The following is a 12608-nucleotide window of genomic DNA, read 5'->3' as shown; positions in this document are numbered from 1 at the left end:
CTGTTGTTATTGATGGCTACGGAAAGTGGTCCACAGACGCGTGCGCTGACGCATGTCCTTGAGGCTCATGCTGCGATCGGCGTAGAGCCGCGCACGCACGTCGCTCGGCGGATAGATGTCGGGGTCGTTGCGCACGGCCTCATCCACCAGCGGCGTGGCGGCCTGGTTGGCGGTGGCAAAAAACAACGTGTTGGTCAGTTCGGCCACTGAGTCCGGGCGCAGCATGAATTCGATGAACGCCCGCGCGGCTTCGGGGTGCGGCGCGTCTTTGGGGATGGCGAGATTGTCCTGCCATACCAGCGTGCCTTCCTTGGGAATGCGGTAGGCCACTTCGTACGGTTTATTGGCCTTGTGCGCCTGATCTGCGGCCATGCTCGCGTCGCCGTTGTAGGTCAGCGCGAGGCACACGTTGCCGCTGGCCAGATCATTGATCTGCCGACCGCTGGCGACGTACAGCACCGATGGCTGGAGTTTCTGCAACAACGCCTCGGCGGCGGCCAGGTCGTTTTTGTCGGTGCTGTAGGGATCCTTGCCCAAATAATGCAGGGCCAGACCGATGACCTCCTGCGGCGAATCGAGAATGGCGATGCCGCAGTCCTTGAGCTTGCTGGCGTTCTCGGGGTTGAACAGCAGATCCAGGCTGTTCAGCGGCACATCGGGCAAGCGTTTCTTCACTGCCTCGACGTTCATACCCAGACCCAGCGTGCCCCAGGTGTAGGGCACGCCGAATCGATTGCCGGGGTCGACAGCAGCCATTTTCTCCAGCAAATCCGGATCAAGATTGGCGTAGCCCTTAAGGCCCTCGTGAGGGATTTCCTTCAACGCGCCGGCCGCGAGTCCCCGCGCCAGAACGCTGGACGACGGCACCACCACGTCGTAACCGCTGCCGCCGGTGAGCAACTTGGTTTCCAGCACCTCGGAGGTGTCGAAGGTGTCGTAACGCACATGAATGCCGGTTTCCTGTTCGAACCGTTGCAGGGTTGGCGGCGGCACGTAATCGGCCCAGCTGTAGAGATTGAGGGTTTTGTCCTCGGCCTGAGCCTGAACAACCACGGACAACAGCAGCGCGGGGAAACACAGCTTGAACACGGGAGCCATGACGAACACCTGACCGGAGGAAGTGGTTGCAGGATGCGCCGTCGGATACATTAGAAAAATAGCCGAATAATTATCCTGACTTTATCCCGGAGTAATGTGATGTTGGGTCAACTGCACGACGTCGATTTGCAGCTGTTGCGCCTGTTTGTGCGGGTGGTCGAGTGCGGTGGCTTCAGCGCTGCCCAAGGTGATCTGGGCCTGAGCCAGTCAAGCATCAGCCAGCAAATGGCCAAACTGGAAACCCGCCTCGGTTACCGTTTGTGCAGCCGTGGCAAGGCTGGTTTCAGCGTTACGCCCAAGGGTGAACAGTTGTTGATCGCGGTACGCACGTTGTTTGAATCGATCGAAACCTTCCGCCATCAATCCAACGGCGTCGCCGGGCGCTTGATCGGTGAAGTGCGCCTGGGGATTTCCGAGTCGGTCGATCAATCCGTATTACAACGCGTGGCTGAGGCGATCCGGCGTTTTCGCGAGCGCGATGAGTCGGTGCGCATCGAGCTGATCAGCGCCATGCCCGGCGAAATGGAACGGCTGCTGTTGCAACAGCGGCTGGATCTGGCGATCGGTTATTTCTCGCAAGTGCAAAGTGCCTTCGACTATCAGCAGTTGTTCAGCGAAACCCAGCATCTGTACTGCGCTGCCGGCCATCCCTTGTTTTCCGATGAAACGCCGAGCGATGCCGCGTTACAGGCCTGCGACCGGGTCGATCACCCCTATCGTTTTTTCCGCAGTGACGAACCGTTTCAGGGCAAGGTCTGCTCGGCGCGGTCGGAACAGGTTGAGGGCACGCTGACGTTTATTCTGTCCGGCAAACATGTGGGTTATCTGCCGGATCACTATGCGCGGAGCTGGCAGGAAAAGGGCCTGCTGCGGCCAATTCGTGAGGGCGAGTTGAGTTTCGAGGTGGCGTTTCATCTGGCCCGGCATCGGGCGCAGGTACCGGGGGATGCGCAAAAGGCGTTTGAAGAGGATTTACTGGCCGCATTCAATCTCGCGTAGGAGCTGCCGCAGGCTCGGGCCGCGATCGGACGATCTTTTGATCTTCAAAGATCGCAGCCTCGTTTCACTCGACAGCTCCTACACGGGCGTTTGCCGATAGCGACCAATAAAACCTGACCTTTCAGGCAGTTATTGCTCGTTGCCCTCGCCGCCCTCTTCCGGCATCCTGCGCCTCCATTTTCTGACCCGGCCCCGCCTCGCGGCGCGCAAAACACCATGACCGCCTCTGAAAAAGCCCCGCGCAACAACGATCTGATCTACGGCCTCAACGACCGCCCACACCTGACTGCCACCGTATTCGCTGCGCTGCAACACGTGTTGGCGAGCTTCGTCGGCATCATTACCCCCACCCTGATCATGGGCGGCGCCCTCGGTCTGCACAGTGAAATCCCTTACCTGATCAGCATGGCGCTGTTCGTCTCCGGCCTCGGCACCTTCGTCCAGGCCAAGCGTTTCGGCCCGGTCGGTTCGGGATTGTTGTGCCTGCAAGGCACCAGTTTTTCCTTTATCAGCGTGATTCTCAGCGCCGGCTTCATGGTCAAGGCGCGCGGTGGCGGCACCGACGAAATCCTCTCGACGATCTTCGGCGTGTGCTTTTTCGCCGCCTTCATCGAAGTGGTGCTGAGCCAGTTCATCGGCAAACTGCGCATGCTGATCACTCCCGTAGTCACCGGCACCATCATCACCCTGATGGGCCTGTCGCTGATCAAAGTGGCAATGACCGACATCGCCGGTGGTTTCGGCGCGCCGGATCTGGGCGCGGCCAGCCACATCTTCCTGGCAGCGCTGGTGATCGGCACCATCGTCGTGTTGAACCGCGTCGACGTGCCGTTTTTGCGTCTGGGCGCAATCGTTATCGGCCTGACTTTGGGCTATGTGGTCGCGTGGCTGATGGGCACCGTGGATTTCGCCTCGATGCCCGAAGTGCCACTGGTCAGCGTGCCGGTGCCGTTCAAGTACGGTTTCAACTTCGACTGGGTGGCGTTCGTACCGGTGGCGGTGATTTTCCTTGTCTCGCCACTGGAGGCTGCGGGCGATCTGACCGCCAACTCGATGATCTCCCGGCAACCGGTCAAAGGCCCGCTGTACATCCGCCGAATCAAGTCCGGCCTGCTCGCCGACGGCCTCAACTCGGCCATGGCGGCGGTGTTCAACAGCATGCCGATGGTGACCTTCGCGCAGAACAACGGCGTGATTCAGCTGACCGGTGTGGCCAGCCGTTACGTAGCCTTCTTCATCGCCGGCTTGCTGGTGCTGCTGGGGCTGTTCCCGATGATTGGCGCGGTACTGCAACTGATGCCGAAACCGGTGCTGGGCGGTGCTGAACTGGTGATGTTCGGCACCGTCGCGGTGGCCGGGATCAAGATCCTCGCCGAAGCCGGCCTGCACCGACGCAACATGCTCATCGTGGCGATTTCGCTGGGCATGGGCCTGGGCATCGCGGCCGTGCCGGAAGTCCTGCGCGAGTTGCCGCAAGCGCTGCGCAACATCTTCGAATCGCCGATCACCGTCGGTGCGTTGTGCGCTATCGTGCTGAACATCTTCCTGCCGGAAGAATTCATCGAACTGGAAGAAGACGATTTCGACCCGGAAGCTTCTATTCTTCAGGTCATGGAAAACCCGGACATGCCGGCCAAAGGTGAACCTGCCCCGGCGGCGGCTGTCGCACAGTTGAACCGCTAACGTCTGGCCTTTGCTAGAAAGGGCTGAGCCGGTGACGGTTCAGCCCTTTTTTGTTGAGAGACCGTTTATGCGCCGTTTTCAAGCCGTCATTCTGTCACTGCTTCTGCTGTCGCTCAGCGCCTGTGCGCTGTTTCCCAACCGTGATCCGGTAAACATCAACGTGGTCGGCCTCGAGCCGTTGCCGAGTCAGGATCTGGAAGTGCGCTTCGCCATCAAGATTCGCGTGCAAAACCCTAATGAAACGGCCATCGACTACAACGGCATTGCGCTGGATCTCGAAGTCAACGGCCATTCACTGGCCTCGGGTGTCAGCGATCAGAGCGGCTCGATCCCACGGTTTTCCGAAAGCATCGTCACAGTACCGGTCAGCATCTCGGCGTTCTCGGTACTGCGCCAGACGTTGGGCCTGAGTCAGACGCAAACCCTCGACAACCTGCCCTATGTGCTGCGCGGCAAGCTTGCCGGCGGTCTGTTCGGCACCATGCGCTTTGTCGACAGCGGCAAGCTCAGCCTGCCCAAAGCTACTGCCGCGACCTGGTAAAAATGCGTTAGCCTGCTTCGTTCATCAAAGACATTCAGGGAGGCTGCAGGTTTATGGAAGACATACCGACGCTGTACACCGAACGACTGATCCTGCGCCCACTGCAACTGGCCGATGCCGACGCCGTGCAGCGCGAATTTCCGCATTGGGACGTGGTGCGCTATCTGAACGCGGCCGTGCCATGGCCGTACCCGGAAGACGGTGCCCTCGCCTATCTGCGCGACATTGCCTTGCCGGCGGTTGCGGCGGGCAAGGAATGGCCTTGGACGATTCGCCTGAAATCGGCACCGGAACTGTTGATCGGCAAGATCAGCCTGATGGATCAGGCGGACAACCACCGCGGCTTCTGGCTGGCGCCGGCGTGGCAAGGTCAGGGTTTGATGACGGAAGCCTGCGCGGTGGTGACCGATTACTGGTTCAACGTTCTGCAACGCCCAGTGATGCGCGTGCCGAAAGCGGCGCCGAACATCGGCTCGCGCAAGCTCTCGGAGCGCGCGGGGATGCGCTTGATCCGGACCGATGAAGGCGATTTCGTCGGTGGGCGTTTCCCTCGGGAGCTGTGGGAAATCACCCGCGAAGAATGGCAGCAACGGCACTGATTTCCAGACACACCACCGATCCATTGTAGGAGTGAGCCTGCTCGCGATAGCAATCTGTCAGTTAACGATTATGGTGTCTGGCAGACCGCTATCGCGAGCAGGCTCACTCCTACAGGTTTTGTGTCAGCCAGTGGGTTAAGTGTTGAAACGCACGCCCGGTTTTGCCCGCTCATCCACACTCAACTCAAACACATCCGGCCGCGCATAGTGGCCGACCACATCGTAGTCATACCGCGCGCGGACCAGTTCATCGGTGTCGATTTCAGCCGTCAGCAACCCCGTCTCCCCGCGCAACGGCCCCGCCAGCACATCGCCCATCGGCCCGACAATCACGCTGCCACCGGCAATCAACGGGCGCTCCGCCGGCCAATTGGCAATCTCCACGCCCAGTTCGTTGGGCGAAGCCTGCACCTGACAGGCACTGACCACAAAGCAGCGGCCTTCATGGGCGATGTGGCGCATGCTGACCTGCCACATCTCGCGCTCATCGACAGTCGGCGCGCACCAGACTTCGATGCCTTTGGCGTACATCGCCGTGCGCAGCAGCGGCATCATGTTTTCCCAGCACACCACCGCGCCAAGCTTGCCGACCTGTGTGTCGAACACCGGCAAGGTCGAGCCATCACCCTTGCCCCAAATCAGCCGCTCGGTGCCAGTGGGCATCAGTTTGCGGTGTTTGCCGACGAGGCCGGCCTGCGGGTCGAAATACAGCGCGGTGCAATACAGCGTGCTGCCGGAGCGTTCGATCACACCGATCACCAGATTGGCTCCGGTGCGCGCCGACATACCGGCCAGTGCTTGCGTCTCGGCACCCGGCACGTCGATCGCGTTGGCGAAGTAACGGGCGTACGCTTCACGCCCCTCAGGCAGGCGATAACCCAATTGCGTGCCGAATCCCTCGCCTTTCGGATAGCCGCCCAGCAGCGCTTCGGGCATCACCACCAATGCCGCTCCGGATTCAATGATCGCGCCTTCCCAACTGAGAATCTGCTCCAGGGTCGCGTCTTTGCCTTCGGGCAAGGAGCCGATTTGCAGCGCAGCAACGATTGATTTGACCATCGCGGTAACTCCATCAGGTTCAGTGGTTGCCGATTCTGCGGCGTCACGCGATCATGAATAAAGCCCCGTTCGCTGCTGAATGATATGAGCCAAATGAATATCGCCACCGTCGACCTCAACCTGCTGAAAGTCTTTGAAGCCCTGCATGAAGAATCCAGCGCCAGCCGCGCAGCGTTGCGTCTGGGCGTTACGCAATCGGCGGTCAGTGCGGCGCTGCGCCGGTTGCGCGAGGTCTACGGCGATCAGTTGTTCGTGCGCACCGGACGCGGACTGGCGCCGACGCTCCAGGCCAATCAATTGAAACCGGTGGTCAGCGAAGCGCTGAACAAATGCCGGCAGAGCCTGGCGATGGTCGACCCGGCGGCCAACCAATACGAGGGCCGTTCGGTCACGGTGGGGCTGTCGGATGACTTCGAGATTGCCTACGGTCGCCGCCTGATCGAGGAAATTGCCCGCAGCGCACCCAAGCTGCGGCTGATTTTTCGTCAGACCCACAGCCAGATCGTCGCCCGCGCGCTGATGGAGCGCAGCATCGACCTGGCAATCACTGCCGGTGGCTTTGCCGAGCGTTTGCTCAGCCGTCAGGTGTTGGGCGAAGGTGGCTATGCCTGTCTGCTCGATCCAGCGAGCCTTGCGCCCGGCCAGCAGCACATCGACCTCGACGAGTTCGTCGCCCGCGAGCACATTCTGGTGTCGTCCGGCGGTTTTATCGGAATTACCGATGAGGGTTTGGCGGCGCTGGGCCTGAGTCGACGGGTGTGCGCCTCAACCACACATTTCGCCGCGTTGCCGTATCTGCTCAAGGGCAGCCGGGCGGTGGCGACGATTCCGGCGCATGCCGCCGAAAGCATCGCAGCACTCAGCGGTCTGGCGCTACTGCCCTGCCCGCTGAAGTTGCCGCGTTATCCGATCGAACTGGGCTGGCGCACCAGCACGCAGATTGATCCGCTGGTGGTCAAAGTGCGCGAGGCGATTGCCGCAACGTTCACCTGAGACTTTACTTGTTGGCGGCCATCAGGCGATTGACTTCACTGCGCACCATGTTGGCGAACTCCGGCGGCGACATGCCGTCCAGTTCCGCACGGACCCACTCGGCCCATTTGCCTTTGCGCTTGCCGCGCTCGCCGAACAGACGCGCGGCTTCGCCTTTGGCTTTGCCCAGATTGTTCTGCCAGAGTTCGAACAGACGGGATTTCTCGTCTTCCAGCGCAGCGCGCTCTGCGAGGGATTTGTCGGCCAGATTGAAACTCATGGGGAATTATCCTGCTGCGTAAAATGGCGACATCTTACACGCTCGACGGAAATCTCCCGCGCAGGTTTTTCTTTCTGACCTAAATTCAGTGCAACTTTTCAGCAAGCGCCACACTCCATTGATCACTGTCCATTCAACTGCAAGGAGTCACCCAATGGCCCGCAAATCCGCCGTGCAAGCCGCCGAAGATCAAATCAAGGATCAGGCCTTCAGCGAACTTCAGGCTCTGATTCAAGAGTCCGACAAACTGCTCAAGAGCAGCGCCTCACTGGTCGGCGAAGAAGCGGAAACGCTGCGCGGACAGATCGCCCTGAAACTGCAGCAGGCGCTGGATTCGGTCTCGAGCGTACGTGACCGCACCAAACCGGCAGTCGATGCCACCGAAAGCTATATCGGCGGCCACCCGTGGCAGACCGTGGCGATCTCCGCCGGTTTCGGTCTGGTGGTCGGCTTGCTGCTCGGCCGTCGCTGAGTCAAACGCACACTAAAAAGGCGAACCCGGTGGGTTCGCCTTTTTTATGCCTGCTTGATTCCAGCGGCTTAGGGACCAGCGTCAGGCTTTCAAAACCCGAGCTCAGCTCGATCTTTCACGTCGGCGCACATCCCCCATTCACCTCGGTCAGTCCCCTCTCCCTCTGGGAGAGGGCTAGGGTGAGGGGCCTTTGCTCTTTGCTCAGCCCCCAGCCAACTCACGCAACTGCGCCAACGTCTGCGCCTCCAGCACAATACCCTCAGCCAACGACTTACTACGCTGCCAATGCCGACGATCCCCCGGCAAACGCTTGAGCCCGACGCCATGCATCTGCCGCACCAGCTCGCCACTGCGCTCGGCAAAACTCTGCCCGGCGGCTTTGCTCGGATCGATGACGATCAGCAACTGCCCGGTCCACGGCGTTTTCGCCCCCGGATGATTGGACCAATCAAATTCGAAGGAAAAATTGCCTCCCGTCAATGCTGCGGCCAACAGCTCGACCATCATCGACAGCGCCGAACCTTTATGGCCGCCGAACGGCAACAACGCCCCGCCCTCAAGAATCGCCTTGGGATCCTGAGTCGGCTGACCGAGGCTATCCACGCCCATCCCGGCCGGCAGCCGCTCGCCTTTGCGCGCGGCGATCTGCACGTCGCCATGGGCGATCGCGCTGGTAGCCAGGTCGAAGACAATCGGCGCAGCACCGGCCCGTGGTGCGGCGAACGCAATCGGGTTGGTGCCGAACAGCGGCCGGTCGGCGCCGTGGGGCACCACGCAAGTCATGCTGTTGACCACACTGAGCGCCACCAGGCCTTCATCGGCGAACGGCTCGACGTCCGGCCACAGTGCGGCGAAGTGATGCGAGTTACGAATCGCCAACACGGCAATCCCGGCGTTGCGCGCCTTCTCCACCAACAACGGCCGAGCGGCGGCGAGTGCCGGTTGCGCGAAACCGTTACCGGCATCGACACGGACAAATCCCGAGGCGACATCTTCGACGTGCGGCACCGCCTGTCCGTTGACCCAGCCGCTGGCCAGCGTCGAGACATAGCCGGGAATGCGGAACACACCGTGGCTGTGGGCACCATCGCGTTCGGCCCCGGCGCAGTTGGCGGCCAGTACTCGCGCGACTTCGACAGAGGTGCCGTGGCGCAGAAAAATCGTTTCAAGCAGTTGCGTCAGCGCGTCGAGAGACAACGAAGACGAGGCAGCGGAAGACACATGATCGTGTGGCGCAGACATCTGAAGCTCCAGAATGATTATTGGAGGGAACAACAGCGTACGGACGACTTGCTCGCCGATTAACCATGGCGCGACGACCGCCTGTCAACCCTTGGTCGCGAGATCAACAAATTCCGCCGGGATGCGGTAACTGGCTACCACCCGTGCATACAGCGTTGTTCTTAGTCTTGGCCTCACTTGCGTGTCGAACACACGCGCCCCTACCGAGGCTCGATCATGTCTGAAGCGGCGTCCCCCCTGTTTTTCCCCGAAGCATTGAATTCCCCCGGTCTGTGGCCGGCCCTCGGCAAAAACCACGGTCTCGAAGACGAGGATTTCAAATGGCTTGGCCACATCAAACTGTCGACCCATGCGCTGCGCATCAAGCAACCCCGCCCGATGTTCGCCCAGCGTATTCGCCTCAATGCCGGCAAACTGGCGCCCATCACGCTGTCGGGCAGTTTCATCCTCAGTGAAAACGCCGAGAAAAAGCGTGCGATTCTCTACACCCCCTACGAAGGCATCAAGCCATACGAAGACCTGGAAACCCTTGAAACCCTGCTCGAAACACGCTTGAACAAAGCGGGTGAAGAGGATGACGTTCTAGCGTTTCTTGCACTGTCGGAGCGCAGACAAGTAGTCGAACAGAGCGGCATCAGTCTGACTTACGAAACCATTGAAGGCGATATTTTCGATAGCCAGCAAGAAGTCATTCTCGCCAGCCAGCGCATCAATGCCGAGGCCGTGCTTGGCGAACTGAAACAATTGCCTGCGCTCACCGCCCTGCTGGAAACAATCCTTGATGACCTGCTAGAGGTGAATTTTCCCGACGTACGTCAGGCGCAGACCCGGGTGAATTTTTATACCGACGCGCTCAGCGATGACAGCGGTTCCGCGCCGACAACGAGCAGGCATTGGCACGCATCAATGAGCTTGAGCGAAGCCCTGCTTATGTACTATCGGCACCAGAAATGGCCAGTCGACCAGTTGCACGAATTCATCAATCCCGGGCACACCTCTGTCCCCGGAGACCACGCCATTTGGGAAGCCGCGCTCAAGCTAGCCTCGGACAAGCTCCCGGTTTTGCTGTTTGGCGAATTGGAAAAATACTGGAGTGCACCCGCCGTTTCGGGATCTGCGCGCCGCACGTTTTTCAGCGCGGTGCTGGAGGAACAGGCGCGCGCCGAACTGCTGATCAAACGCGAAACCGGGATCATCGACGCCACACAGTTCGCCACCCTGCATCACATGATCAAACCCACCGACGTGCCGGCCCGCCGTCCAACCATCGAGAGTGTGCGCCTGTGGGAGTACGAGCCCAACTACGTCGAACTCGCGGGATCGTTGATGATCAGTCATGCCGACGCCTGTCTCTACACGCCGACCATGGGCCTGCAAGTCCTGCACGATTACCTTGATCTGAAAAACACCGTATTGAGCAAATTCCGCGCACCCGGCCACGAGGATGAATTGTATGGACTGCTGAACCTCGAAGAGCGCAAACGCTTCGTCGGCTTCGACCAGCCGCATGTCACCGGAGAAAGCATCAGCGGTGAGACCTTCAAAGTGCTGTTCGAGGCCATCATCACCAAGCAACGACAGAACATCGCCTATGCCACGCAGGTGTTCCGGCAGAGCGATGGCGCGGTGGACCTCCATGCCCTGTTCGACAAGGCACTGGACATCCGCGCCATGATTCACGAGCGCCTGCTGGCACTGGATGCCGGCGAACGCTGGTCGACCAGACCGGTGTTCGCCGGGGTCCAGCAACCGTCCGTGGTGCTCGCGCACAAGGCAGAAGAAGTCATCAGGTCATTTTCGGGGATCGATGCCTTGCTCACTGGCATGTTCAGAAGCCAGCCGACAATCACGCCGACCCAGCAACGTAGCTTCCTTGAAAACATGAAGGCCCAACTGGCCCACTCACTGTTTGTCGGCGTCACGGGTGAAGCCGCGTTGCGGGTGCTCAGTGGCTCGCTCGACACGGCTGAACAGGCGATTGTCGATACCGTATTCCATCCCGATCAACCGAGCCGTGACAATCGGCGCTCGCTCAACGGTTTTCGGCCTGATGCCTGGTCACTCACGGTGCAGCACCCCAAGACCCAGGCACCATTGCCACTGGCTCACTGTATCTTGCTGACCGAACGCGGTGGCCTTGACGACATGCATTCAGGCAAAGCCATGCTGTGGACACCGGCTCAGGGCCTTGAGGGTTTTCCGGGAATTGCCAGTGCGCGGCGGGCACTTGGCCGCCGACTGCAGGACAGTGTCGGGCGCCTTTCGCTGCTGGAAAACCTCGCTCCGGAAGATCGCCTGTTCCATCAAGACTACGCTTTGGGGGCGTTGCGCTTGATCGAGGACAATGTCCTGCACCACTGCGTGCAATCCGGCATCGAGCATGTACTTGCGCATTGTGACTGGGCACGCGAACGGTTCAAGGACCAGCCCGGGCTGACAGCGACGCTCAATCGCCTGAAAAAAACACCGATCGACACCAACCTGCTGCGCAGCATCGACGTGGCCAAGGCGATCAATCAACAGCAATCACTGCCCGCCTGGCTCGGCATGGCGCGAGTGGAAGAGCAGCAATTGCACCTCGAACTGCTTGAGCAGTGGCGCCACAGCATGGCCGACCACAAGGATTACCTCAGCGATCTGCCCACCCTGCCCGATTACGTAAATACAACCCTGAAAACACTGCTGGATGCGCGATTTAGCGGCCATCAACTCGATCCACAGGACATCGAGATCATTCCCAACCTGGCCTTGGCCGGGCCCGCTCGGGCGCTGAGCGAATTTGCCCTGAACCACATCAACATCGCCCAGGGCACCGGCTTCAGCGTTATCTCGAAAACGGCCAAGACGCTGCCGCCCGACTTCGATCAGAACGCAGTCCGGCAACTGTTGCTGTCGCTGGACATACCGACCACCTACGCCCGGTCCGTGACCGCTGCGTTGTCGACTGGCCACGCCGAGGCCGATGCACGCAAGCAGCGCTTCTTTCGCCAATTGCCCTGGCAATTGCTGCAGCACGCCCATGAACTGAAGTTGCAACAGCTGTTGTCGAGCAAAGCGTTCGATCAGCTCTGTCAGGTACTGGATATGCCGGATGGCATTGCGCGTACAACGGTTGAGGGTGCGCACGCCATCGTCTCGCCCCTGTCGCTGGTCAAAACCGCCGGTGCCAGCGCCGTACAAACCCTGGGTTTATATGTGATTGGCCCCGGTAGCGGTCATGAAGGACCACTGGTCCTGTACGCACCGTATGCCGAACAGGTGCTGCGCGAGTTCACTGACGCGGCCAGCCTGATTGCGGCGGTGAATACACCGGGCCAATTTCAGGACCTGCTGATTCGCCGGTTGCCGGCAGCGCAGCAATCGGTGTTTACCGGCCTGTTGCGATCGACCGTAGGGGAAACCAGTGAGATGACCCTGTCCAGCAACGCCATAACCGGCAACCTCTTGCACCGCTTCCATGCGGACAATCTCAAGCTCCTGCCACAGTTGCTCGCGTGTCAGTTATAGCACCATGCTCAGGCCGACTGGGAGGCGGCGAAACACCTGTTCAGTCGCGGCTTCCATCTGACGGCGGGGCTGCTGCCGGGCAAAATCTCCTACATAACGTTTCTCTGGCAAGCCTACAAAGCGTTCAAGGATTCGGCGGAAAACCTGCAGGATCAT

Annotated in this window: 11 protein-coding genes; 7 read left to right on the top strand and 4 right to left on the bottom strand. The window is 60.2% G+C overall.

Going from position 1 to position 12608, the window contains the following annotated elements; all coding sequences use genetic code 11:
• Nucleotides 1-6: 6 nt before the first annotated feature.
• Nucleotides 7-1098, bottom strand: coding sequence for a polyamine ABC transporter substrate-binding protein (locus KBP52_RS02595; protein WP_212621968.1), 1092 nt, complete (start codon nt 1096-1098; stop codon nt 7-9).
• Between the two features lie 99 nt (nt 1099-1197).
• Between KBP52_RS02595 and KBP52_RS02590 the strand changes: the two genes are divergently transcribed.
• The 4 genes from KBP52_RS02590 (at nt 1198) to KBP52_RS02575 (ending at nt 4920) form a co-directional block, all read left to right on the top strand.
• A complete protein-coding gene (locus KBP52_RS02590; RefSeq protein ID WP_212621967.1) occupies nt 1198-2097 on the top strand; it encodes a LysR family transcriptional regulator in 900 nt (299 codons plus the stop codon).
• 216 nt (nt 2098-2313) lie between these two features.
• A complete protein-coding gene (locus KBP52_RS02585; RefSeq protein WP_077572736.1) occupies nt 2314-3780 on the top strand; it encodes a nucleobase:cation symporter-2 family protein in 1467 nt (488 codons plus the stop codon).
• A 67-nt stretch (nt 3781-3847) separates the two neighbouring features.
• Complete coding sequence (locus KBP52_RS02580) at nt 3848-4321, top strand: LEA type 2 family protein (RefSeq protein WP_160057733.1); 474 nt, start codon at nt 3848-3850, stop codon at nt 4319-4321.
• Nucleotides 4322-4374: 53 nt separating this feature from the next.
• Nucleotides 4375-4920, top strand: a complete 546-nt coding sequence (locus tag KBP52_RS02575; RefSeq protein ID WP_212621966.1) for a GNAT family N-acetyltransferase — start codon at nt 4375-4377, stop codon at nt 4918-4920.
• 135 nt (nt 4921-5055) lie between these two features.
• Here KBP52_RS02575 and KBP52_RS02570 read toward each other — a convergent pair whose 3' ends face one another.
• A complete protein-coding gene (locus KBP52_RS02570; protein WP_212621965.1) occupies nt 5056-5979 on the bottom strand; it encodes a carbon-nitrogen hydrolase family protein in 924 nt (307 codons plus the stop codon).
• 84 nt (nt 5980-6063) lie between these two features.
• Between KBP52_RS02570 and KBP52_RS02565 the strand changes: the two genes are divergently transcribed.
• Complete coding sequence (locus tag KBP52_RS02565; protein ID WP_212621964.1) at nt 6064-6972, top strand: LysR family transcriptional regulator; 909 nt, start codon at nt 6064-6066, stop codon at nt 6970-6972.
• A 4-nt stretch (nt 6973-6976) separates the two neighbouring features.
• Here KBP52_RS02565 and KBP52_RS02560 read toward each other — a convergent pair whose 3' ends face one another.
• A complete protein-coding gene (locus tag KBP52_RS02560) occupies nt 6977-7231 on the bottom strand; it encodes a hypothetical protein (protein ID WP_007917411.1) in 255 nt (84 codons plus the stop codon).
• Between the two features lie 154 nt (nt 7232-7385).
• Between KBP52_RS02560 and KBP52_RS02555 the strand changes: the two genes are divergently transcribed.
• Nucleotides 7386-7703, top strand: a complete 318-nt coding sequence (locus tag KBP52_RS02555; RefSeq protein ID WP_007917413.1) for a DUF883 family protein — start codon at nt 7386-7388, stop codon at nt 7701-7703.
• 201 nt (nt 7704-7904) lie between these two features.
• Here the strand turns inward: KBP52_RS02555 and KBP52_RS02550 are convergent, their stop codons facing one another.
• The gene (locus KBP52_RS02550) at nt 7905-8945 is read right to left on the bottom strand and encodes an Ldh family oxidoreductase (protein WP_123596066.1); all 1041 of its coding nucleotides are present in this window, start codon (nt 8943-8945) and stop codon (nt 7905-7907) included.
• A gap of 216 nt (nt 8946-9161) precedes the next feature.
• On the opposite strand from KBP52_RS02550, the gene KBP52_RS02545 reads away from it, so the two are divergent.
• The gene (locus KBP52_RS02545) at nt 9162-12452 is read left to right on the top strand and encodes a DUF6543 domain-containing protein (protein ID WP_349251750.1); all 3291 of its coding nucleotides are present in this window, start codon (nt 9162-9164) and stop codon (nt 12450-12452) included.
• Nucleotides 12453-12608 lie beyond the last annotated feature (156 nt).

Source organism: Pseudomonas sp. SCA2728.1_7, from assembly GCF_018138145.1.
In the GTDB taxonomy this organism is placed as follows: Bacteria; Pseudomonadota; Gammaproteobacteria; order Pseudomonadales; family Pseudomonadaceae; genus Aquipseudomonas; species Aquipseudomonas koreensis_A.
The sequence above is the reverse complement of the archived record's forward strand: the minus strand, read 5'-3'. Positions and strand labels throughout refer to the sequence as shown.

Coding starts and splice junctions, on each gene's coding strand:
- KBP52_RS02555 (WP_007917413.1), top strand. CDS start 7,386: ATGGCCCGCAAATCCGCCGTGCAAGCCGCCGAAGATCAAATCAAGGAT.
- KBP52_RS02595 (WP_212621968.1), bottom strand. CDS start 1,098: ATGGCTCCCGTGTTCAAGCTGTGTTTCCCCGCGCTGCTGTTGTCCGTG.
- KBP52_RS02560 (WP_007917411.1), bottom strand. CDS start 7,231: ATGAGTTTCAATCTGGCCGACAAATCCCTCGCAGAGCGCGCTGCGCTG.
- KBP52_RS02570 (WP_212621965.1), bottom strand. CDS start 5,979: ATGGTCAAATCAATCGTTGCTGCGCTGCAAATCGGCTCCTTGCCCGAA.
- KBP52_RS02585 (WP_077572736.1), top strand. CDS start 2,314: ATGACCGCCTCTGAAAAAGCCCCGCGCAACAACGATCTGATCTACGGC.
- KBP52_RS02565 (WP_212621964.1), top strand. CDS start 6,064: ATGAGCCAAATGAATATCGCCACCGTCGACCTCAACCTGCTGAAAGTC.
- KBP52_RS02590 (WP_212621967.1), top strand. CDS start 1,198: ATGTTGGGTCAACTGCACGACGTCGATTTGCAGCTGTTGCGCCTGTTT.
- KBP52_RS02575 (WP_212621966.1), top strand. CDS start 4,375: ATGGAAGACATACCGACGCTGTACACCGAACGACTGATCCTGCGCCCA.
- KBP52_RS02545 (WP_349251750.1), top strand. CDS start 9,162: ATGTCTGAAGCGGCGTCCCCCCTGTTTTTCCCCGAAGCATTGAATTCC.
- KBP52_RS02550 (WP_123596066.1), bottom strand. CDS start 8,945: ATGTCTGCGCCACACGATCATGTGTCTTCCGCTGCCTCGTCTTCGTTG.
- KBP52_RS02580 (WP_160057733.1), top strand. CDS start 3,848: ATGCGCCGTTTTCAAGCCGTCATTCTGTCACTGCTTCTGCTGTCGCTC.